Genomic DNA, 22,826 nt, shown 5'->3' with positions numbered 1-22,826 from the left:
AGAATTTAGAAAGTAAGTTTACCAATTGTTGGTAAATAAAGACCTTCTTTAATAAGAGCTCCAGCTTTTGCATTACCTGTTGCAATATCAATTTGATAAACACGAGCTTCATTACCGGTTACGAAACTTTTGTAAGCTTTTCCGTTTTCAACAAATAAACTTCCAACTCCAAAAAATTCATCACCGCCATGATCAGGTAATCCTGTAACCGCTAAAACAGTTTTTGCTGATAAATCAAGAATTGCCGACTTGAATATGGTTTGTGTGCTTAAGAAACTGTAAACTGATTTTTCTGGATCAAGAGAAGCAGGAATATAAGAGATAAAAACTTTCTCTCCGCCTAATGGATATGCTGCTAAAACTTTTCCTTTAATAGTACTTGCTTCAAGATCAAAGAAATATCCTGGATCAAATTTAGCATCTCCTTTTTTAATACGTAAAACTCCTGAAGCTGCAGCTGTAACTGGATAACCTCCTGCACGAGCATTAGATGAAAAAGTATAAATATCTCCAGATTCCGTTTGTACAATTCCTGTATTAGTATAGTACATTCCAATTGCAGTTGTTCTAGTATCTTTTATTGTTGTAACATATTCTAAAGAAGGGTATTTGTAAACTCTCACAACTGCATCTGAAGATAATACTACATTTTTCTTCTCGCTTACATCTTTAGTATAAACAGGAACAAAAAGTTTGTCGCCAGAAACTGCAGCTCCAGTTGGCCAATATAAAATGTTTTTATTTCCAGGAGTTACACTAAAGTCATTAAACTTACGACCATCGATTGAAACCGTTGTCGGGTTGTAAATCATAAGTTCATAATCTGACGAACTTCCGTCCCAAGTAGCGCCAATATTGATCATTTTTTTATCATCAGTATAACCTACAGCGTAAGACGATTCGAAAGCTAATTTTCCGCCTGGAACTAGTTTTCCTGCGTTGTTAAGGTGAAATGAAACTGATCCTTCATCTCCTGTACTCAATGCAAAAAAAGTATTTTGTACTGGGAAACAACTTCCTTCTTGCTCAATTCCAACTCCTTTGGCGCTGATTTCGCCAGTCATTAATTGATCTGTAGAGTTAAAATCTAATATATATTGTGTGTAATCGTCTAACCAATATGATGCAACGTATTTTGCACCATTTACTGCTGACTCTTCTTTTGAAGATGAATCATCGCTGCTGCATGAAAAAATAGATAATGACAGAAAGCCCAATGCAAAGCATTTTGCGAATTTGTTTACTAACATGATTATAATTATTAAGGGTTATTATTAAAATTTAATTACTGAAGAAAATATCTGAACTTAACGGCAAAAGCACGTCCTGGCTTTTGAACTTTAAAGTAGTCGTAGACCTTAACATCAGTAATATTTCTACATTCGAATGCGAGATTGTATTTTCCTTTCAAAAATGAATAGGCAACCATTGCATTCTGGGTAAATTGTTCAGGAATAGCTTTTTTAGTTTCTAACTCACCTAAAACCGGCCAAGTCAGATAAAAAGCATCGATATAATTTGCGCTTACATTCAAAGAAAGTTTGTCTCCTTGATATTTGACATTTTTAAAATTAAAAGTCAAATCAGCATTTCCATAAAAAATGGGAACGTTTGGTAACTGTGCATCATACAACGCATCAGGACTTGTTGTTCCTGTTTTGTATTTGTTTTTGTTAAGGCTTTTTTGGTATGTTGCATTTACCTCGAACGTAAGTAAATCGGTGTAACCGTATCGAAGAACTCCATCAATACCTGACACTTGTACATTTTGCAAGTTTTCAAATACTGTTTTATCGCCATCTTGTCTTTCTCTAATAAAATCTTTTGCTTCTCTGTATATTAAACTGGTTTCAGCATTAAAGTGATTTTTTCCTTTTTGAAGAATAAAAGCAAGTCCTAAATTTGCATTGTCACTGCTCTCTGGTTTTAAGCCAATATTGCTGTTTACAGTTAAACCATCTCCAAGCATTTCGATTGCAGCCGGCAAACGATATGCATGCTCATAAGATCCTTTTATTTGTAATTTATCCGATAAATGATAAGCTGTAGTAGCGCCATAACCATAATTAGTCGATGTCGTTGATTGCGTTATTCCGCCAGAAAGCATTTTGGTTTCTAAATCAAACATTTTTCCAAAAGCAGAAATAGCCAATCGATTATCTATACCACTGAAGTTATACCCCAATCCTAAAATGTTTTTATTAATTGTAGGCTCGCCAAGCTCAATTACCGTTAAATATTCATCTGTTTCTTTACGTTTATAACCTAAATAAGAATAATTTACAGCCAGCGAATGCTGCTCACTCACTTGGTATTTTAAATTAGTTGTAAGCTGCGCATTTTCTTCATCATAAACATAAATACTCTTGTTTCCCAGTTCTCCTTTATCGCTGTTTCCTGCAAATTGTCTGTATACGTAATTCCCTGTCCAGTCATACACTCTTGACGATGTATCTACAGATCTGTTGTTTACCAAAGCGTACGTACTATTTACATTTAGTGATAATCCTTTAGTAAACAGATTATCTTTTTTATATTTTAAAGAAGTAATAAAACTTTCACTGTCTGTAAATGCCTGTCCAACCACTTTTTGCATTGATCTTCCCTGCTGAATTTCCTTTTTATTGCCAGACATTGCAAAACCAACAAGCAAATAATCCGCAAAACTTTTGTTCTTAAATCCTGCCTCAGCCATTATAGTTCCTGACTTGTAACCGTCGTGAAAGTGTTTGTATTTTTGTTCTGGTAAAAACTTCGAGGTGTTTTTATCAACTACACTTACATCTACTTTATAATCGTTATCTGAGTAATTTGCAAAAGCATTAATATTAGCAATAAACCCATCTTTACCAGAAAATCTAGTGTTTACAGCCGCTCTATGAGTATTAAAAGAACCATAACTGTAAGAAGCATCGATGTAGCGGTTTACGTTTTTATTTGTGATAATATTTACTGCGCCTCCCAAAGCGTCTGCGCCCAATTCTACAGGAACAACACCTTTGTAAACATCAATTCTTTCAGCCATATTTACGGGAATATTATTTAAGGTAAGCGACGAACCATAACTATCCATAGGCACTCCGTCAAGAAAAAACTTAACCTGATTTCCTGAAAAGCCATTTAATGAAAAGTTAAACGCAGATCCCAATCCTCCATATTCACGAATACGCACTCCCGTAGTTTTATTTAAAACCTGATTTAAATCGGCAGTTGTATTGTATGTTTTTTTAAGATCGACAGAAGTAATGTTGTATGCCTGCTCTCGGGCGCGCTGTACTTTCGACTTTCCTTTTACAGCAACTTCGTTTAAAGCTGCCATATCTTCCTCCATTGTTATATTCTGAGTTGGTTTGCCGCCTTGTTTAAGCGAAACTGCCGCTTCTGTAGTTTTAAAACCAACATGAGTAATCAATAAAATATAGTCTCCGCTTTCGGCATTAATTTTATATTCTCCTTTAGTATTAGTTAATGTTGCGTAAGTCGTTCCTTTTAGTGCTACTGAAACGCCTTCAGCTGGCTTGCCTTGATTTGTTAAAATAACTCCGGTTAAGTTTACTTTGTTTTTTTGTGAGTACCCTTGAAGTGAGGTGAAAATAATCGTGATCAAGAGTAATAATCTACTTATTTGCATCAGATAAATATGGTTTGAAAATTAAATTGACAACAAACTTAGCCTCTTTCAACAGCTTTTCCAAACTATTTTTAATTATTCTAAATAAGAATAATAATTAACTTTTAAACTTAAGAATCAATAAAAAAAACAGCATTCCTTAATCAATAATTAACTTTAGCTTAAGATTTGATTAAGATTTTCAATCATAAAAGTTAAATTACAGAACACTTTTTTAAGAAAAAACAGAATTTAGCGCATAAAAAAAGCCCGCTTAATACATAAACGGGCTTTAAAAATTCTATTTTAAGACTTATAAATCCAAATCTGAAATTATATTTTTCATTTCTTCTATTACAATTTTAATATCTTCTTCGGCGGTTCTCCAATTTACAAATGAAGCTCTAATGCCTTTTTTATTTTGATAAACAGTTGGTGTCATAAATACTTTTCCCGTATCATTTAGCCGCATTAAGAATTGAGCAACTTTATCTTGATTTTCATCTCCTTTTAAAGTAAAACAAACATTATTTAAACGAATTGGAGCAAGAAGTTCAAAGCGGCTGTCTTCAATAAGCTCATTTCCAAAATGCAGCGCAAGTAAAGCACTTTTTTCAATAATGTCGCAAAATCCTTCTTTTCCGTAAGCCACTAAAGAAAACCAAACTGGCAAAGCTCTTAAACGACGTGAGTTTTCTGGAAGAACATTTAAATAATTAAAATTTTCAAGCGGGTTTCCTAAATAAGGTGCATTCGAATTTTGAAACGTTTCAATTTGTAGATTAATATGCTCTTTTTTTACCAAATAAAATGCACTTTCATAAGGAACATTCAACCATTTATGGCAATCAACAGCAATACTGTCTGCACCCTGCCAGCCTTCTACATAATGCTTATATTTCTCTGAAACTGCAGCGAAACCGCCAAAAGCTGCATCAATATGCCACCAAAAATTGTATTTCGATTTAAGAGCTGAAATCTCCTTAAAATCATCAAAATCAGCTGTATTTACGGTTCCTGCACTAGAAATTAAGATAAAAGGTTTCCCATTTAATTCTTTTATTTTTGTTTCTAAATCATCAATATCAATTGCTTCACGGTTACCTTCACTTGTTTTTACAACTGTATAATTCTGACTTCCAATTCCTAACATTGATAATGTTTTTAAAGAAGACGAATGCGGCATTGCTGTCAATATATTGATCGTCTCCGAAATTCCATTCTTAGCAAAATCTTTACCCAATTGTTTTCCAAACCATTGTCTCGCTACTCCTAAACAAGTAAAATTTGACATGGTTGCTCCAGTAACAAAGCCGCCCATGAATGTATCAGGAAGTTCTAGTAATTGAAGTAATAAATGAATGGTTTCAAATTCTATTAAAGCTGAATTTCCGCCTTGTGCCGCGACTGCCTGTGTATTCTGATCGTAAATCGACGACAGCCAATCGCCTACAATTGAAGCAGGAGTTGATCCTCCAGTTACAAAACCCCAATAACGCGGGCCTGGCGAAGAGACTAATAAAGGAACCAATCTTTCATTAAATTCTATTAAAGCTTCTTCAGAGCCCAAACCTACTTCATTTAAAACACGGTTTGTATCTACTTTATTTTTGCTTGAAGTTGGAATATTTTCAAGATTATTCAAGAAATCAATTCCTTGTTGTTTTGCTTTTTCTAAGATAACTTCGAAATTTTTTAGATCATGCTGCAGTATTGAATTCATATTATATAGTATTGATTTTCATACTGATTTTTCAGTAGAAAACAGGTTAATTAATATTTAATGTGAAAATGTAAAACGTACTTAAAAAGCTACCATTTGGTCTTTTCTGAAAATCTGGAAACCATCATAGAACAAATTACGTCGCCGTTTGCATTTAGTAAAGTAGCAATTGGATCAACCAGAGTTCCCAGAATCATGGCAACTGGCAACGCCTGTTCCATTGGAAAACCATAAACGGTGATGGCTAAAACTTCTCCTATATAACCTCCGTTTGGAATTCCGCCTTCGACAATCGAAACAATAATTGTAATTCCAAGTGCCAAAAGTATGGTTGAAGGTTCTGTAAAATCTTTCCCAAACATGGCAAACAAAAAGGTTATTTTTAAAATAGATGACATACTCGAACCATCTTTATGTAAAGGTGCTCCAAGCGGAATCACCAAATTACGTACATGCGCAGGAATTCCCATTTTTTGCGCAGCATCGAGATTTGCTGGAATCGTTGCAATACTGCTGCAAGTTCCAACTGCCGTTAATGAAGCGGTTACATTATTGCTCCAAAAAACTTTGAAAGCTCTTTTTCCGCCGGCAACAATTGCATACAAACTAAAAAACACAAAGAAATAAAAGATGCATGCAGCATAATAAACAGCCATAGGTTTTGCATAAACTCCGAACAACTGCGGTCCAAAAATACCAACTTGATAAGCAAAATAAGCTCCTAAACCAATTGGAGCAAATTTCATTATAATATTCAAAAGCTGTTTCATTACCTCGTTTCCTGAATCAAGAAAACTTTTGAAAGTATTTCCTTTTTCACCAGATTGTAATGTGGCAAAGCCGATTAAAAAGGAGAATATAATAAGTGCCAGCATGCTTTTTCGTGACAATAACTCGAAGAAATCATTTGCTGTAAGCAGCTTTGCAATTTGATCTCCAGCTGATCCGGATTGAATGTTTTCAAACGGAACTTTGGTAATAGCAATATCCTGATGAATTGGAAAAAGATAAACGGCACAGATCATTACAATGCCAGAAATAAGAATTGTCGCGAGAAAAACCAATATCATTATAACAAACAGCTTTCCAAGTTTCTCTGTTCTTTCCAAATTGGCAATTGAAGAACCAATCGTAAAAAAGATAAGCGGGATAATTGCCGTAAAAAGTAAATTCAGAAATATATCGCCAATCGGTTTTATTATCAGAACTTTTTCTCCAAACACCAATCCTAAAATACTTCCTATAATAATACCGCCAAGAAGCAAAAGTATGCTGCTGTAACTCTGTAAAAAATTGATTTTCTTAACTTCCATAAATTTTAAGGATTATAATTCAAAAAGATTAAATAATAACGTAATGAAAGTACTCAAAAAACAGCGAAGATTTTTTTTTGCCACAGATTAAAGGATTAACACAGATTAAAAAATCCTTTCTAATCTTTTTAATCTGTGGCAAAAAATCTATTTCTCCAGAACAATCGTAGTAAAAGCTCTGTCGACTAATTCTCCTGTTTTGCTTTTTATTTTTTCGGTTTGGGTTTCTGTATAAACGATTTTAAAAGGCGTTTTCTTAATCAATTTCTGCGCTTTTTCTGTGCTGTAAAGCTCAAACTCAAATTGTGTAAATGGAAGCTGCTTCATAAAATCTTCCTCAGCAAAAGTCAAACAGAAATTTCCATTTGGCTTTAAAACTCTATAAATTTCTAAAAGTAATTCTTCAGGTTTCAGCCAAAAATAAATTGTATTTACTGTAAAAATTTTATCGAATAATTCAGCTTCAAACGGAATCGTATTTCCGTCATAAAGCGAAAAGAAAGCCTGTTTTTGAGAAACAAAATTTCGGTTAATCTGTCGTGCTTCCTGAAACATCAATTCCGACATTTCGAGTCCGTAATATTTTAAATTTTTGGCTTGTTCAAACAGAAATTCAACGTGTCCTGCATTTCCATGACCCAATTCCAGAATTCTGTTTTCGTTTAATATATTCAGATTTTGAATCGAATGTTTGGTCATATTGATGTTTGTTTCGTTCATCATATTTCCCATTTCGATTCCTTTTTCTCCTGTTGGAAGTTTTAACTGAGAGGCTATGGCTTGTAATTCTTCGTTTTTCATAATTTTTAAATTAAATTCCAATAAAAAAAATAACAAATTCCAAGCTTTTTGCCATTTCGACGAAGGAGAAATCACACTAGAAACTCCGCAAAGTATGGCATCCAACCTTTGTAGACATACTAGCGTGATTTCTCCTTCGTCGAAATAACAAGTTTGAGTAGAATTCCTTAAAAAACCTGACTTGCGATCTGACGAATATTCTCTGATTTACCCATTGAATAATAATGTAAAACAGGAACTCCGGCAGCTTTTAATTCAAGTGACTGCTGAATCGCCCATTCGATTCCGACTTGCTTGATTTCTGCGTTATTTTTGCATTTATAAACTGCATCGATTAAATCTTCAGGTAAATCAATTCTGAAAATTTGAGGTAGAATTTGCAAATGTCTTTGTACCGCAATTGGTTTAATTCCTGGAATAATTGGGATTGTAATACCGATTTCTCTTGCTTTTTCTACAAAAGCAAAATATTTCGAATTATCAAAAAACATTTGTGTTACCACATAATCTGCTCCTGCATCTACTTTTTCTTTTAATCTTTTTAAGTCAGATTGTAATGATGGTGATTCTAAATGTTTTTCAGGATAACCTGCAACACCAATACAGAAATCGGCCTTGTTATCAATATCCATCACTTCATGAAGATATTTTCCACAATTCAAATCATTAATTTGTTTAACCAAATCAATCGCAAAATGATTTCCGCCGGCTTTTGGCACAAAAGATTGTTCATCTTTCATAGCGTCGCCACGAAGCGCCATCACATTATTAATTCCTAAATACTGACAATCAACCAGCATATATTCTGTTTCCTCCTGTGTAAATCCGCCACAAAGTAAGTGCGGAACAGTATCAACATTGTATTTATGTTTTATAGAAGCGCAAATTCCAAGCGTTCCCGGACGCATACGAGTCAGTTTTTTATCTAAAAGTCCGTTGCCCTTGTCTATGTAAATATATTCTTCACGCGAAGTTGTTACGTCAATAAACGGCGGTTTAAACTCCATCAACGGATCAATATTATCGTATAATTCCTGAATACTTTTTCCTTTTTGAGGCGGAATAAGTTCAAATGAGAATAATGTATTTCCTTTGGCGTTTTCTATATGCTCTGTTACTTTCATTTCTTAAGTTATGAGTTATGATTATGTTTTTGAATCGTTTGTGTAAAAAATCTGAAATCAAAAACTTAAATCAATCTTTTTGTTTGTTTCAAGTTTCAGGTTTCAAGTTGCTGTAGAGAACCTGAAACCTGAAACAAAAATAACTTTTCGTTAATCTGCTATATTAGGGTTTAACCATTTCATGGCATAATCCGTTGGAACATTGCGTCGTTTGGCGTAATCTACTACCTGATCCTCTTTTATTTTTCCGAGTCCGAAATACCTGCTTTTTGGGTTTCCAAAATAGTATCCTGAAACAGATGAAGCCGGCCACATCGCCATGCTTTCTGTCAAAGTAACTCCAATTTCTTCGGCTACATTTAAAAGTTTCCAAATCGTTGGTTTTTCCAAGTGATCTGGACAAGCTGGATAACCTGGAGCAGGACGAATTCCTTTATAATTTTCTTTAATCAATTCTTCGTTGGTTAAAGATTCGTCACTATCATAACCCCAGAAATCTTTACGCACTTTTTCGTGAAGATATTCAGCGAAAGCCTCAGCAAAACGATCAGCTAATGCCTTAACCATAATCGAATTATAATCGTCTAAGTTCTTCTCATATTCTGCTGCCCATTCATCTACACCAAAACCAGTTGTTACGCAGAAAGCTCCCATATAATCTTCGATTCCGCTTTCTTTTGGCAGAATAAAATCGGCTAAAGCGATATTTGGAGCGCCTTTTGTTTTTTGTGACTGCTGACGAAGCGTTAAGAATTTCTCCAGAACTTTTCCGTTTTCATCACGCAATTCGATATCGTCGTCGTCAACCTGATTCGCAGGAAAAATTCCGTAAATGCCTTTTGCTTTTAGTTTTTTCTCTTCCAGAATTACTTTCAGCATTGCTTGAGCATCGTTAAAAACAGATGTCGCTTGTTCGCCCACAACCTCATCCGTTAAAATCGCTGGATATTTTCCATACAATTCCCACGTTTGAAAAAATGGTGTCCAGTCAATATAAGGAACCAAAACATCCAATTCTATTTCGATTGTTTGTGCGCCAATAACTTTTGGTTTTGTTGGTGTATATTCCGACCAATCCAATGGTAATTTATTTTTACGCGCATCTTCTATCGTAAGGAAGTTTTTATCTCTTGAACGATTTAAAAATGTTTCTCTAAAAGAATCATATTCTGCACGAATATCGCTTGCATATATTTTACGGTTATGATCTAATAGATTTCCTGCTACGGTAACGGCTCTCGAAGCATCATTTACGTGAATTACAGTTTCTCTATATTGTGGCGCAATTTTCACGGCTGTATGCGCACGCGAAGTCGTTGCCCCGCCAATCATAATCGGGATTTTAATATCTTGTTTGTCTAATTCTTTGGCTAAATAAACCATTTCGTCAAGCGAAGGCGTGATCAGTCCACTTAACCCAATAATGTCTACTTCATGTTCAATCGCGGCCGCGATAATTTTTTCAGGAGGCACCATAACACCAAGATCTACAATCTCGTAATTGTTACAAGCCAAAACTACCGAAACGATGTTTTTACCAATATCGTGAACATCTCCTTTTACAGTTGCCATAAGGATTTTTCCGTTTCCTTGTTTGTCTCCGGCTTGTTTGCTCGCTTCGATAAAAGGTAATAAATAAGCCACCGCTTTTTTCATTACACGTGCCGATTTTACAACCTGAGGCAAGAACATTTTTCCGCTTCCGAATAAATCTCCAACAACATTCATTCCCGTCATCAAATTGATTTCGATAACTTCAATTGGTTTTGTCGCAGCCAAACGAGCTTCTTCAACATCTTCTTCAATAAAAGCATCGATTCCTTTTACCAATGAATGTGTAATACGCTCCTGAACCGTTCCAAAACGCCATTCCTGAACTACTTTTTCATCGCTTTTTGCTTCGCCTTTTACATTTTCTGCAAAATCCAAAAGTCGTTCTGTGGCGTCGTCGCGTCTATCTAAAATTACGTCTTCAACGTGTTCTAATAAATCTTTCGGAATATCATCATAAATCGTCAGCATCTCCGGATTTACGATTCCCATCGTCATTCCGTTTTTAATCGCGTGGTATAAAAACACCGAGTGCATCGCTTCACGAACCGTATCATTTCCTCTGAAAGAGAATGAAACGTTACTCACTCCACCACTAATATGCGCGTGCGGAAGGTTTTCGCGAACCCATTTTGTTCCTCTAAAAAAGTCCAAAGCGTTCAAGCGATGCTCTTCCATTCCCGTTGCAACTGGGAAAATATTCAAATCGAAAATAATATCCTGCGGAGGAAACCCTACTTTGTTTACCAAAATATCATACGAACGCTGACAAATCTCCACTCTACGATCGTAATTATCCGCCTGACCAACTTCGTCAAAAGCCATAATAATTGCCGCTGCTCCGTAACGTTTGATTAATCTTGCGTGATGAATAAAGGCTTCTTCGCCTTCTTTTAACGAAATCGAGTTTACAACGCTTTTTCCTTGTACTACTTTAAGACCTGCTTCAATGATTTCCCATTTCGAGCTGTCGATCATAATCGGCACTCTCGAAATGTCTGGTTCTGCAGCGATTAAATTCAAAAATTTAGTCATTGCAGTAACGCCATCAAGCATTCCTTCATCCATATTAATATCGATGATTTGTGCTCCTCCTTCTACCTGTTGTCTTGCAATATCAAGTGCCTCGTCATATTTCTCTTCCTTGATTAATCTTAGGAATTTTCTTGAACCTGTTACATTCGTACGCTCGCCAACATTCACGAAAACACTTTCCGGCGTAATAATCAACGGTTCTAATCCTGATAATACAAGGTCTCTTCTTTTTTCTGTCATTTCTTTTTAAAGTTACTGAGATTCTAAGATGCTTAGATTCTGAGTTTTTTTATTCTATATTCTTTCCTGCGAGGTTTTTAAAACCTTGTAGGTATATTCGTTTTCAATATTTTAATTTGGGCGTGTCCTTCGGCCGGGCTGTCCGTTACAAGTCCTCGTCCAATTCCGTTTCACTGCATTGGTCTGCGGGCTTTTCACTTCTATCCCTCACGCAAACTCGGTTTCATAATAACCTTTATATTTCTTTTGCTTTTCAATTATCTTTCTACTTTCCATGCATCATATAAAGAACCTTCCCGTTTTTTGCTGAGATTTTAATATCAAAAACACCTCCAAAACCAATACTATTAAAAGTCCCTTCAATATGCCAAATAGAATCATTTTCTATTTTTACTGTATAAGGTCTTTGATCTTCTATTTGATCTTTACCATATGATTCAAATAAAATAGGTTCCGCTATTCCAACAGCCGTCTCTTCTTTTGTAACTAAACAATCTTCACATTTAATGCTTTTCTGAAAAACTGTATTTGTTGTATAATTACAGCTTACAAGTGTCAAACTAATTAGAAACAAAACTCTCTTCATATTTATTGAAAAATCATCAAAGAAGTTAAGCAATAACCGGCGCCACTCTAGGCTTATAATCCTTCGCAACCTCAGCCATTAATCGAATATGATCTGGCGTTGTTCCACAACAGCCACCAATTATATTGATTAAATTATCCTCTAAATATTCTTTAATGAAGGCTTGAGTTTGTTCTGGTGTTTCATCATATTGTCCAAATGCATTTGGTAATCCTGCATTTGGATGTGCCGAAACATTAAAGCTTGTATTGTGAGCTAATGTTTTTAAATATGGCTTCAACAAATCGGCTCCAAGGGCGCAATTGAATCCTACGCTTAATAACGGAATATGCGAAACGGAAATCAAAAACGCTTCGACTGTCTGTCCTGAAAGCGTTCTTCCTGAAGCATCTGTAATTGTCCCTGACACCATGATTGGAATATCAATATTGCGTTCTTCTTTTACTTCTTCGATTGCAAAAAGTGCTGCTTTTGCATTTAGCGTATCGAAAATCGTTTCTACTAAAAGCAAATCACAGCCACCGTCCATTAAAGCTTCTGCTTGTTGTTTGTACGCAATTCGTAAATCGTCAAACGTTACGGCTCTGTAACCTGGATCGTTTACGTCTGGAGACATACTTGCGGTTCTGTTTGTCGGCCCGATTGAACCGGCTACGAAACGTGGTTTGTCTGGATTTTTTGCAGTAAACTCGTCGGCTACTTGTCTTGCAATTTTAGCCGATTCGTAGTTTAATTCGTAAACCAAATCTTCCATGTGATAATCGGCCATACCGATTGTCGTTCCTGAGAAGGTATTGGTTTCTACAATGTCTGCGCCTGCTTCGTAATACGCAGCGTGTACATCGCGAATCGCTTGTGGTTGTGTTAGGGATAGTAAATCGTTGTTTCCTTTTAGTGGATGTGGGAAATCTTTGAAACGCTCTCCTCTGAAATCTTCTTCTGAGAAATTATAGCGTTGCAACATTGTTCCCATTGCTCCGTCAAGGATTAGGATATTTTTTTTTATTGCTTCTTGTATCGTAATTGCCATATTTTTTTGTTTTAGCTACTAAGACGCTAAGGTGCTAAGATGCTAAGTTTTTTTTATTATGATTGTGAAGTTTAACCTAACAGGTTTTAAAAACCTGTTAGGTTTGCTTCGGATATTTTTTTCACATTAATTCCAAAAGTGCACTATTGCCGGCTCATTAGCCCCGATGGAAGCAAATATCTTTTTATTCTGGGGTTCAGAATAAAAGATATTTGTGTACAGCGGGAACTTTTGAAAGCAAAAATGCGCCAATGATTCGCTCCTGATACAGAATCTGTTTCAGTAAATATTATATGTTATCGAGAAAAGTTTTGAGAAATACGAGTATGTATTTGTGTTATCTATCTTTAATACTGGAAAATGTCGTATAAAGTAGAATTTAGCACCTTCTTTATGATAAAGGGTTGCTAAGGTTTCATCGGGTCTATCCCTCCGCCTTTCGTGATAACTGACAATAATTTTAAGAACAGTGCAAAGGTATGAAATAGGGTTTCGATTTGCAAATGTTTTTTTTCTAAGGTTCTGAGGTTCTAAGGGACTAAGATGCTAAGGTTTTATCTTTTACGCGATTTAGCTCCAGAGGAGCATAATATTTATAGAAAAACAATCATCACAACATAAAAGCTCCAGCGGAGCGACATATTATTTCGCTCCACTGGAGCTCTTTTGCAAACGGATATTTTTTTTCTATAAATATTTCATCCCTCTGGGATTAATTAAAAAAGCCCAAACTAAAAGTTTGAGCTTTGTATATAAAAAACCTTAGCATCTTAGTCCCTTAGAACCTCAGCATCTCAGATTAAACAATCGCTTTAACAACTGCTTTTGGAGCTTCTTTACGAGTTCCGTCGAAACCGTCTACTCCAGAAACTGTTGTATATTTCAATACGTATTTTTTACCTGGATTGATGATTCCGTATGCGGCCTGGCACATTAAAGTTGCTTCGTGGAAACCACAAAGAATTAACTTTAATTTTCCTGGATATGTGTTAACGTCTCCAATAGCAAAGATTCCCGGAATGTTAGTTTGGTAATCTAATGCATTATTTACTTTGATGGCATTTTTCTCGATTTCTAATCCCCAGTCTCCAATTGGACCTAATTTTGGTGTTAATCCGAAAAGTGGGATGAAATAGTCACATTCGATTTTACGGTGTGCTCCGTTTTCTTCTATATCTAATGATTCAACATGCTCAGCACCGTTGATTCCGATAACTTCTGCTGGCGTAATTAATTTAATTTTTCCAGCTGTTTTTAATTCCTGTACTTTTTCTACAGAATCTAAAGCTCCTCTGAATTCGTTTCTTCTGTGAATTAAAGTTACTTCTGAAGCTACGTTTGCCAAGAAGATACTCCAGTCTAAAGCTGAATCTCCTCCTCCTGCAATAACAACTCTTTTGTCTCTGAATTTCTCTGGATTTTTGATGAAGTATTTTACTCCTTTATTTTCATAAAACTCAATATCTTCAATAAGTGGTTTACGCGGCTCAAAACTTCCTAAACCTCCAGCAATTGCGATAACTGGCGCATGAAATTTAGTTCCTTTATTTGAAGTTACGATAAAAGAACCGTCTTCTTGCTTTTCGATTGTTTCCGCACGTTCTCCTAAAGTAAAGCCTGGCTCAAATTGTTTGATTTGCTCTTGCAAACCATCAATTAAATCTCCAGCTAATACTTCTGGGAATCCCGGAATATCGTAAATTGGTTTCTTTGGATATAACTCTGACAGCTGTCCTCCTGCTTGTGGAAGTGCATCTAAAATGTGGCATTTTAATTTTAACAATCCTGCCTCGAACACGGCAAATAAACCTGTTGGTCCTGCTCCAATTATAAGTATATCTGTTTTAATCATTATGGTTGTTGTTTATAATCATTCTTAATAATACAAAGAAACGAATAATTTATTCTACTAACAATGATTTTTATCATTATTCATTTCTCTTATATGTTACTCTTTATTTTTTAATGAAGATGTGATCTCGTTCATTCTTTTAACCTTTTCTTCAAAATTACCTTTTAAGGTTTTTCTGTATTCATTTAGGTTTTCAACCATTTGGTTAATATCCTCAGGAATTACTTCTTCGAAAAACTCCCGAAGCCTTTTGGCTGTTGTTGGCGATTTTCCATTTGTTGAAATCGCGATTTTCACATTTCCTTTTGTCACGATTCCGCCTAGATAATAATCGCATAAATCTGGTGTATCGGCTATATTGCAAATCAAATAACGTTTTCTGGCTAAATCGTAAACCCTTTTATTCACTTTTAAATTGTCAGTACAGGCAATTACCATGTGACGTTTTTTGAGCATTTTCTTTTTGAACTTCGCTTCTGTCAATTTGATTGAAGGATGATTTTCGGCTAAAACTTTAATTTCTAAATGAAAATCCGGTGCTACAACCTCAACATTTGCATTTGGACTTGACTTTAGCAAGAAAGAAAGCTTTTCCAAACCTACATTTCCTCCGCCCACAATTAAAACATTCAGATTGTGAAGTTTTAAGAATATGGGATATAATTCGTTCTGTTCCATTTTAATTTATTTTCATCTAATCAAAATTAGATGATTTTTTGATGCGTATTGAATTAAATATCCATTCGTTCTCAAGGTTGAAACCGCGAGCTATGTTTTAATTATCTTGCGATTTCTTTCGTCAAAAATTCTTCGTAGAATCCTTTTAATTTATTGCTTTCTCTCACAACTTCTCCAAGAACAATAATCGCAGGAGAACCTAATTCTTTTTCTTTTACAATATTTAGAATCGAATCGACTGTTCCAACACCAACTTTTTCGTCTGCTGTTGTTCCGTTTTGGATGATTGCAACGGGTAAATTTCCTTTATCTTCTTTTTGAAACAAATCGATGATTTGAGGCAATTTGTGCATTCCCATCAAGATCACAACTGTTGCAGAAGATTTGGCTGATAACGCAATATCCGAAGATAATTTTCTATCAGAAGTTGTTCCGGTAATGGCCCAAAAGCTTTCCGAAACTCCTCTTTTTGTTATTGAAATTCCCTGACTTGCAGGAACCGCAACTACAGATGAAATTCCTGGAACTACGATGGTTTCAATTCCGAAACTTTCTGCAAATTCCACTTCTTCGCTTCCTCTTCCAAAAATAAACGGATCTCCGCCTTTTAACCGAACTACGTTTCCGTACGTTAAAGCATTATCGACAATCAATTGATTGATTTGATCCTGAGTATAAGCATGATTTCCGATTCTTTTTCCAACAAAAATTCTAATAGCAGTTTTGGGTGCGTAATCCAGAATTTCTTCATTGGCTAAAGCGTCGTATAAAACCACATTAGCTTCAGCCAATGCCTTTACAGCTTTCAGCGTCAGTAAATCGGGATCGCCCGGACCTGCACCGACTAAAGTTATTTTGGGTTTTATATTAAGCATTTTCTAATTCCTGAGCTCTGAAAGTTTCGATTTTATCAAAGAAAACAGTTGCTTGTGCAATGTAACCTTTAGCGAAAGCTTCAGATGGTTCATTTTTATTGATTTGGTAAACCAAGTCTTTAAAAGTTGAGTTTAATTCTATTTTATTTGTGTCGATGAAAACAGTATCAAACAAATCTACAATTCCTGCGTGGTGATTTGTTTTTTGGTTTTCTGACAATAACAATGCTTTTGCTCCATTTACAAATCCAGCGTAAGCGTGGTAAATAGCATCTGACCATTTTTTCTCGTCGAAAGATTCCTGAGCCAAGATCAATTTCTCTTTAGCTTCAAACAATAATGTTGCTACTAAATCGATTACCACTCCGGCACATTCTCCAACTCCAACTGCTTTTACGTAATTGTCTGCGTTACCCCAATCCACAAAATCAGCTTCTGTTAAATTGGTTACATCTGCAAAAGGTTTTAAGATTTCGTAGAAATATTTTTCTCCTTTTGTATCATAATAATCAAGGAATTTTTGTCCGCTTCCGTTATTATCAAAATCATTTAAAATGGTACGCAATGCATCGGGACCTCTACGACTCGGTACTTTGATTACTTTATCAGCAAAACGTCCTGCCCCGTTTCCTAATCTTCCTCCACCTAACAAAACTTGCAAAGCTGGAGCAACCAATTTTCCTGAGTTAATAGACATTCCTTGGAATCCAATTGCAGACATATTGTGCTGTCCGCAGGCATTCATACAGCCTGAAATTTTAATTTCGATTTCACGGTTGTTTAAATATTGAGGATATTCAGCAGTTAAAACTCTTTCTAATTCTTCTGCAATACCGGTACTACTTGCAATCCCCAAGTTGCAAGTATCTGTACCCGGACATGCCGTAATATCTCCAACTGAATTATATCCCAGCTGAACAAAATCCAACTTCGCTAATTCTTGATAAAAGAATGGTAAATTCTCTTCTTTTATGTTTCGTATTACAATATTTTGACGCAATGAAAAACGTAATTCATTTGCTCCGTAATTCTTAATTAAATCGGCTAATAATCTTGCTTTATCCGTATAAAAATCTCCTAATAAAACTTTGATTCCGATAGCATAATAACCGTCTTGTTTCTGTTTGATTACATTCGAATTTTTCCACGCTTCATACGCTTTTTTATCTTCGATTGTAACTTGCGGAACTTCTAATAACGGTTCCGTAATTGGACCATCAAAAGCGGTTGTATCAATTTCGTAAGTTTCAAAAGCGATGGCTTTTTTCTCTTGTTCAACCAAATCAAGGAAAACATCTCTTCCCATTTCTTTGATTAAGAATTTCATACGGGCTTTCATTCTTTTAGCACGTTCTCCGTATCTGTCGAAAATACGAATGATTCCTTCTGCAGTTGGAATGATTTCGTTTACCGGAACAAACTCCGAAAGTAATTCGGCATGCGCTGGCTGAGATCCTAAACCTCCTCCGAACATGATTTTGAAACCTTTTTGACCGTCTTTAATTTTCGGAATAAATCCTAAATCGTGTAAATAACTCAAAGCGGTATCTTCATCTGAAGATGAGAACGAAATTTTGAATTTACGTCCCATTTCCTGACAGATTGGGTTTCTTAACAAATATTGAAAAAGTCCGTGCGCATAAGGCGAAACATCAAATGGTTCGTTTACGTCAACTCCAGCTAATTCGCTTCCTGTAATATTTCTAACCGTATTTCCACAAGCTTCACGAAGCGTGATATCGTCTTTAGCCAAATCTGCCCAAAGTTCAGGAGTTCTGTCTAAACTCACATAGTGAATCTGAATGTCCTGACGTGTTGTAATGTGCAAACGTCCTGTAGAATATTCATCAGAAACTTGTGTGATACGCACCAATTGCTCGCTGGTCACTTTACCGTAAGGCAATTTGATACGAATCATCTGAACGCCTTCCTGACGCTGACCGTAGATTCCGCGCGCTAAACGAAGACTACGAAAACGCTCATCATCAATTTTTCCTCCACGGAATAAATGAATCTTTCTTTCTAATTCGATAATCTCCTTCTGAACTACCGGATTTTCTATTTCTGTTCTAAAACTTTCCATTTCTCTTAGTTTGTAGTTAGTTGTTGATTGTTTATAATTAGTTGTTGACAGCAGAACTATCAACTAAAAACTACAAACTATCTAATGAAACCTACTCCTGCTGTTGTGTTTGTTGCTGTATCAATTAAGATGAAAGCTCCGTTTGATTTGTTTTCGTTGTATGAATCAAAATATAACGGTTTGCTTAATTTGATCGTTACTTCTCCAATTTCGTTGATTGCTAATTGTGAAGCTTCTGTCGTTCCTGAGTAATCTGTAGCAATTGTATTTTTGATACTTTCTACTTTTGCTAAAACTCTGTTTGTATTATGTTGTACCAAATATTTAGTTCCCGGAACCAGTTTTTTACTGTCCATCCAGCAAACTGTTGTGGTAATATCTTTTTCAATTTTTGGAAGTTCATCTGATTTTACAATCATATCACCTCTAGTTACATTGATGTCATTTTCTAATTCGATTGTAATTGAAGATCCTGCAACAGCTTCATCAAATGTTTTATCGAAAAAGTGAATTTTAGATACTTTAGATTCTGTTAAAGAAGGAAGAACTGTTACAGCATCTCCAACTTTAATTGAGTTTCCGTATAACTTTCCTGCGTAACCTCTAAAATCGTGGTATTCTTCTGTTTTTGGACGAATTACGGTTTGAACCGGAAAACGTGCTTTTCCTGCTTCAAAAACATCATGAGCATGTAATCCTTCTAAATGTTCTAAAACAGTTTGTCCATCATACCAAGGCATATCTTTTGATTGATCAACCACATTTCCGCCGTTGATTGCACTTAACGGAATATAACTTACGTTTTGTTCCTTGAAAGTACTTTTTGCATTTAATGCCTGAAAATCAGCTTTGATTTTATTGAAAACTTCTTCAGAATAATCAACTAAATCCATTTTGTTAATCGCAACGATTACTTCTTTTACTCGCAATAAATTATTGATGAAAAAGTGACGGTAAGTTTGTTCAATAACGCCTTTTCTTGCATCAATCAAAATGATAGAAACCTGAGAAGTCGAAGCTCCTGTAACCATGTTTCTAGTATATTCTACGTGTCCCGGAGTATCGGCGATAATGTAACTTTTCTTTGCAGTCGAAAAATAAATGTGCGCAACATCAATCGTGATTCCTTGTTCTCTTTCTGCTACCAAACCATCTGTAGCCAAAGAAAAATCAAGATAATCGTATCCTTTTTGTTTACTGCTTTTTTCGATTGCTTCTATTTTGTCAGTCGTCAATGATTTTGTATCGTACAATAATCTTCCGATCAAAGTACTTTTTCCGTCATCTACACTTCCTGCTGTTGCTATTTTTAAAACGTCCATTCTATTTTATGTTGTTTCAGGTTTAAAGTTTCAGGTTTCATGTTCTCTCGAAACTTATAAATCTGTATGTTTTTGTTTTCTTGATTTCTGTTGTTGATATCTTCCAATCAACTTCTAACATCTAACTTTTAACTTCTTACCAAAAATTAAAAATAACCTTGTTGTTTTCTTTTTTCCATTGCAGCTTCAGAACGTTTATCATCAATTCTGGCTCCTCTTTCAGAAATTGTTGATTCTCTGATTTCACCTACAACTTCTTCGATTGTTGCTGCGTAAGATTCAACAGCTGCTGTACAACTCATATCTCCAACGGTTCTGAAGCGAACAATTCTTTCTTCGATTTGTTCGTCTTCTTCTTGGTACACAAAAGGAGAATGCGACCAGATTAAACCGTCTCTCAAAAAAACTTTTCTTTTATGTGAAAAATAGATTGACGGAATCTCGATATTTTCTTTTTCGATATAACTCCAAACATCTAATTCTGTCCAGTTTGAAATTGGGAAAACACGCACGTTTTGACCATTTTCAATTTTTCCATTCAAAATATCAAACAATTCTGGTCTCTGATTTTTCTCGTCCCATTGTCCGAAATCATCACGTACAGAGAAAATACGTTCTTTAGCTCTTGCTTTTTCTTCATCACGACGTGCACCGCCGATACAAGCATCAAACTTAAATTCTTCAATTGCATCTAAAAGTGTTGTAGTCTGTAAACTGTTTCTACTAGAATATTTCCCAGTTTCTTCAACCACTTTTCCTTCATCAATAGCATCCTGAACATTTCGAACGATCAACTCTAAACCTAATTCTTCTACTAATTTATCTCTGAAAGCGATTGTCTCAGGGAAATTGTGTCCCGTATCAACATGCAATAGAGGAAACGGAATCTTAGCAGGGAAAAATGCTTTTTGCGCCAAACGCACTAATGTGATAGAATCTTTTCCTCCTGAGAAAAGTAAAACCGGTTTGTCAAACTGTGAAATTACTTCTCTGAAAATGTATATCGCTTCACTCTCTAAAGCGTTTGTTTTTAATACTGAACTCATTGTTTTTTTGTTTGATATTTTTTAGTTTCAAGTCTTAGGTTTTAAGTTGTGAGTTACTCTAAAACTTTACACTATTTATTCTATTTTCTATTCTCTTGCCTCTAACTTCTTGCTTCTAGAAATCTCGACTTACTCTTTCTTAGCACTATGCAAACCACACTCTTTATGGCTCGATTCCCAATACCATCTTCCTGCTCTAATATCTTCTCCTGGAAAAATTGCTCTGGTACAAGGAGCGCATCCAATACTTACGAAACCTTGTTTGTGCAATGCATTTTGCGGAACATTGTTTTCAGACAAATACGTTTCAACTTCTTCTAACGTCCATTTTAGCAACGGATTGAATTTGATTATTTCGAAGTTTCCATCGTATTCAAACAAATGCAAATCCTGTCTATTTTCTGATTGTTCGGCTCTTAATCCCGTAATCCAAACTGAGTTTCCTGCCAAAGCTTTTCTTAACGGAACAACTTTTCGAATAAAACAGCATTCTTTTCTGTTTTCAACTGAATCGTAAAAGCTGTTTGGTCCTTTTTCTTTTAGTAAATTTTCCACCGCTGTTGCTTCTGGAAAATAAACCTCAATAGGTCTTTTATACTTTTTTAATGTTTTGTGAAAAACGTCGTAAGTTTCCTGAAACAGTCTTCCTGTGTCTAAAGTAAAAACAGTGATATCAGTATTGCTTTTTGCAATGAAGTCTGTAATCACTTGATCTTCCTGACCAAAAGAGGTCGAAAAAATTACTTTCCCCGGAAACTCTTTTGCTAAAAAAACTAAGGTTTCATCAAGCGAAAAATCTTTAGTTTTCTCTAATAATTCTTGTACAATAATCGCACTCATAATCTCTCTTCCTTTCTAAAATTATTTTTACAATAATTTAGATAATGTTTTTAAACTCAATACTATAATTAGAACTCCAACCGCAACCATCATTGGTTTTCTTTTGATTTTATTTACCAAATATGCGGCTAATGGCGCTGAAATAACTCCTCCTAAAATCAATCCGATTATAACCTGCCAGCCGTGGATTCCTCCAAAAAGCATAAACGTAATACCACTTGCAAATGAAATCGCAAACTCAGCTGCATTTACTGAACCAATTGTATATCTTGGATTTCTTCCTCTTCCTAATAAGGTTGAAGTTACAATTGGTCCCCAGCCTCCGCCGCCAACTGAATCCATAAAACCTCCAAAAACAGCTAAATAACCCAGTTTTTTAGTTTTCTTTTTTACAATACTTTTCTTCAAGGCTTTTTTAATAATAATGACAGCCAAAACAATCATGTATACTGCAATAAATGGTTTAATAATATCTCCATTAATAACATCTGCCAATAAATAAGCTCCCGTTATTGAACCTAAAACCCCTGGAATCAATAAATGTTTAACTAGCTTTTTATTGATATTTCCAAATCTGTGATGCGAAAGAGCAGAAGCTCCCGTTGTAAACATTTCAGATACGTGAACCGCAGTACTGCTCACAACCGGCGGAACTCCATAGGCTAATAAAAACGACGTTGAAGTCGCTCCATATCCCATTCCTAAAGTACCGTCAACCAATTGAGCAAAAACACCAATCGCAAAAAACACTAAAAATTCCTGATTGAATCCTGCTATAAAAGCATCTACAGAAAAATCAGCATAATGATTATAAATCAATGTTGATAATAAACCTACTAATAAAACTACTGGAATTACAATCCAAAGCTTTTCTTTTAATGAAGCTTCAGACTTCACATCAATACTATTTATTTTCAGTTCTTTCTCCATATTAATACTATTTGATTTATTATCAAACCTATTACCCTATCGGGTTAATAGATTACTTTGCAAAAGTACTACTTATTTCTAAAAATCAAAGCAATATTTTATTTTTTTTAAAGCTCTAATTATCTACAAATTACTGCTATAACCTTTCAATAAATTAATTTAACAAATGAAATCAAAACGCATCGTA

The 22,826-nt window shown here is 35.1% G+C and carries 17 protein-coding genes and 1 riboswitch; all 17 genes read right to left on the bottom strand.

All coding sequences use genetic code 11. The features are described 5' to 3' along the window. Nucleotides 1–5: 5 nt before the first annotated feature. A complete protein-coding gene (locus B0A75_RS01905; protein ID WP_089052602.1) occupies nt 6–1,250 on the bottom strand; it encodes a DUF4374 domain-containing protein in 1,245 nt (414 codons plus the stop codon). 35 nt (nt 1,251–1,285) lie between these two features. Continuing rightward, nucleotides 1,286–3,631 carry a TonB-dependent receptor gene (locus B0A75_RS01900; protein WP_089052601.1) on the bottom strand — a complete coding sequence of 782 codons (2,346 nt, stop codon included), beginning with the start codon at nt 3,629–3,631 and terminating at the stop codon, nt 1,286–1,288. Nucleotides 3,632–3,923: 292 nt separating this feature from the next. Continuing rightward, the gene (locus B0A75_RS01895; RefSeq protein ID WP_089052600.1) at nt 3,924–5,333 is read right to left on the bottom strand and encodes a pyridoxal phosphate-dependent decarboxylase family protein; all 1,410 of its coding nucleotides are present in this window, start codon (nt 5,331–5,333) and stop codon (nt 3,924–3,926) included. 89 nt (nt 5,334–5,422) lie between these two features. Beyond that, entirely contained in the window at nt 5,423–6,646 is a 1,224-nt protein-coding gene (locus B0A75_RS01890) for a dicarboxylate/amino acid:cation symporter (protein ID WP_089052599.1), read from the bottom strand. A 147-nt stretch (nt 6,647–6,793) separates the two neighbouring features. Further along, complete coding sequence (locus B0A75_RS01885) at nt 6,794–7,447, bottom strand: class I SAM-dependent methyltransferase (protein WP_089052724.1); 654 nt, start codon at nt 7,445–7,447, stop codon at nt 6,794–6,796. Between the two features lie 167 nt (nt 7,448–7,614). Next, entirely contained in the window at nt 7,615–8,571 is a 957-nt protein-coding gene (gene metF / locus B0A75_RS01880) for a methylenetetrahydrofolate reductase [NAD(P)H] (protein WP_089052598.1), read from the bottom strand. 150 nt (nt 8,572–8,721) lie between these two features. After that, the gene (metH, locus tag B0A75_RS01875) at nt 8,722–11,397 is read right to left on the bottom strand and encodes a methionine synthase (RefSeq protein ID WP_089052597.1); all 2,676 of its coding nucleotides are present in this window, start codon (nt 11,395–11,397) and stop codon (nt 8,722–8,724) included. 265 nt (nt 11,398–11,662) lie between these two features. Further along, complete coding sequence (locus tag B0A75_RS01870; RefSeq protein WP_089052596.1) at nt 11,663–11,983, bottom strand: NTF2 fold immunity protein; 321 nt, start codon at nt 11,981–11,983, stop codon at nt 11,663–11,665. 25 nt (nt 11,984–12,008) lie between these two features. Continuing rightward, nucleotides 12,009–13,013, bottom strand: a complete 1,005-nt coding sequence (locus B0A75_RS01865) for a homocysteine S-methyltransferase family protein (protein WP_089052595.1) — start codon at nt 13,011–13,013, stop codon at nt 12,009–12,011. Between the two features lie 334 nt (nt 13,014–13,347). Then, a riboswitch (SAM riboswitch) is annotated at nt 13,348–13,464 on the bottom strand. 348 nt (nt 13,465–13,812) lie between these two features. Further along, nucleotides 13,813–14,865, bottom strand: coding sequence for an NAD(P)/FAD-dependent oxidoreductase (locus B0A75_RS01860; RefSeq protein ID WP_089052594.1), 1,053 nt, complete (start codon nt 14,863–14,865; stop codon nt 13,813–13,815). 96 nt (nt 14,866–14,961) lie between these two features. Beyond that, entirely contained in the window at nt 14,962–15,543 is a 582-nt protein-coding gene (locus tag B0A75_RS01855) for a precorrin-2 dehydrogenase/sirohydrochlorin ferrochelatase family protein (protein ID WP_089052593.1), read from the bottom strand. Nucleotides 15,544–15,644: 101 nt separating this feature from the next. Further along, the gene (gene cobA / locus B0A75_RS01850; protein WP_089052592.1) at nt 15,645–16,418 is read right to left on the bottom strand and encodes a uroporphyrinogen-III C-methyltransferase; all 774 of its coding nucleotides are present in this window, start codon (nt 16,416–16,418) and stop codon (nt 15,645–15,647) included. Beyond that, nucleotides 16,411–18,501, bottom strand: coding sequence for a HEPN domain-containing protein (locus B0A75_RS01845; protein WP_089052723.1), 2,091 nt, complete (start codon nt 18,499–18,501; stop codon nt 16,411–16,413). The genes cobA and B0A75_RS01845 overlap by 8 nt, the downstream gene beginning before the upstream one ends. Nucleotides 18,502–18,578: 77 nt before the next feature. Then, nucleotides 18,579–19,823 carry a sulfate adenylyltransferase subunit 1 gene (locus tag B0A75_RS01840; protein ID WP_089052591.1) on the bottom strand — a complete coding sequence of 415 codons (1,245 nt, stop codon included), beginning with the start codon at nt 19,821–19,823 and terminating at the stop codon, nt 18,579–18,581. A 146-nt stretch (nt 19,824–19,969) separates the two neighbouring features. Beyond that, nucleotides 19,970–20,869, bottom strand: a complete 900-nt coding sequence (cysD, locus tag B0A75_RS01835; protein WP_089052590.1) for a sulfate adenylyltransferase subunit CysD — start codon at nt 20,867–20,869, stop codon at nt 19,970–19,972. Nucleotides 20,870–20,998: 129 nt separating this feature from the next. Next, complete coding sequence (locus B0A75_RS01830) at nt 20,999–21,709, bottom strand: phosphoadenylyl-sulfate reductase (protein ID WP_089052589.1); 711 nt, start codon at nt 21,707–21,709, stop codon at nt 20,999–21,001. Between the two features lie 27 nt (nt 21,710–21,736). Next, nucleotides 21,737–22,639, bottom strand: a complete 903-nt coding sequence (locus B0A75_RS01825) for a sulfite exporter TauE/SafE family protein (RefSeq protein ID WP_089052588.1) — start codon at nt 22,637–22,639, stop codon at nt 21,737–21,739. Nucleotides 22,640–22,826 lie beyond the last annotated feature (187 nt).

It is taken from the genome of Flavobacterium oncorhynchi (genome assembly GCF_002217355.1).
GTDB classification, from domain to species: Bacteria; Bacteroidota; Bacteroidia; order Flavobacteriales; family Flavobacteriaceae; genus Flavobacterium; species Flavobacterium oncorhynchi.
The sequence above is the reverse complement of the archived record's forward strand: the minus strand, read 5'-3'. Positions and strand labels throughout refer to the sequence as shown.

Coding starts and splice junctions, on each gene's coding strand:
- metF (WP_089052598.1), bottom strand. CDS start 8,571: ATGAAAGTAACAGAGCATATAGAAAACGCCAAAGGAAATACATTATTC.
- B0A75_RS01905 (WP_089052602.1), bottom strand. CDS start 1,250: ATGTTAGTAAACAAATTCGCAAAATGCTTTGCATTGGGCTTTCTGTCA.
- B0A75_RS01845 (WP_089052723.1), bottom strand. CDS start 18,501: ATGGAAAGTTTTAGAACAGAAATAGAAAATCCGGTAGTTCAGAAGGAG.
- B0A75_RS01865 (WP_089052595.1), bottom strand. CDS start 13,013: ATGGCAATTACGATACAAGAAGCAATAAAAAAAAATATCCTAATCCTT.
- B0A75_RS01870 (WP_089052596.1), bottom strand. CDS start 11,983: ATGAAGAGAGTTTTGTTTCTAATTAGTTTGACACTTGTAAGCTGTAAT.
- B0A75_RS01830 (WP_089052589.1), bottom strand. CDS start 21,709: ATGAGTGCGATTATTGTACAAGAATTATTAGAGAAAACTAAAGATTTT.
- B0A75_RS01825 (WP_089052588.1), bottom strand. CDS start 22,639: ATGGAGAAAGAACTGAAAATAAATAGTATTGATGTGAAGTCTGAAGCT.
- metH (WP_089052597.1), bottom strand. CDS start 11,397: ATGACAGAAAAAAGAAGAGACCTTGTATTATCAGGATTAGAACCGTTG.
- B0A75_RS01840 (WP_089052591.1), bottom strand. CDS start 19,823: ATGGACGTTTTAAAAATAGCAACAGCAGGAAGTGTAGATGACGGAAAA.
- B0A75_RS01900 (WP_089052601.1), bottom strand. CDS start 3,631: ATGCAAATAAGTAGATTATTACTCTTGATCACGATTATTTTCACCTCA.
- B0A75_RS01895 (WP_089052600.1), bottom strand. CDS start 5,333: ATGAATTCAATACTGCAGCATGATCTAAAAAATTTCGAAGTTATCTTA.
- B0A75_RS01855 (WP_089052593.1), bottom strand. CDS start 15,543: ATGGAACAGAACGAATTATATCCCATATTCTTAAAACTTCACAATCTG.
- B0A75_RS01890 (WP_089052599.1), bottom strand. CDS start 6,646: ATGGAAGTTAAGAAAATCAATTTTTTACAGAGTTACAGCAGCATACTT.
- B0A75_RS01885 (WP_089052724.1), bottom strand. CDS start 7,447: ATGAAAAACGAAGAATTACAAGCCATAGCCTCTCAGTTAAAACTTCCA.
- cysD (WP_089052590.1), bottom strand. CDS start 20,869: ATGAGTTCAGTATTAAAAACAAACGCTTTAGAGAGTGAAGCGATATAC.
- B0A75_RS01860 (WP_089052594.1), bottom strand. CDS start 14,865: ATGATTAAAACAGATATACTTATAATTGGAGCAGGACCAACAGGTTTA.
- cobA (WP_089052592.1), bottom strand. CDS start 16,418: ATGCTTAATATAAAACCCAAAATAACTTTAGTCGGTGCAGGTCCGGGC.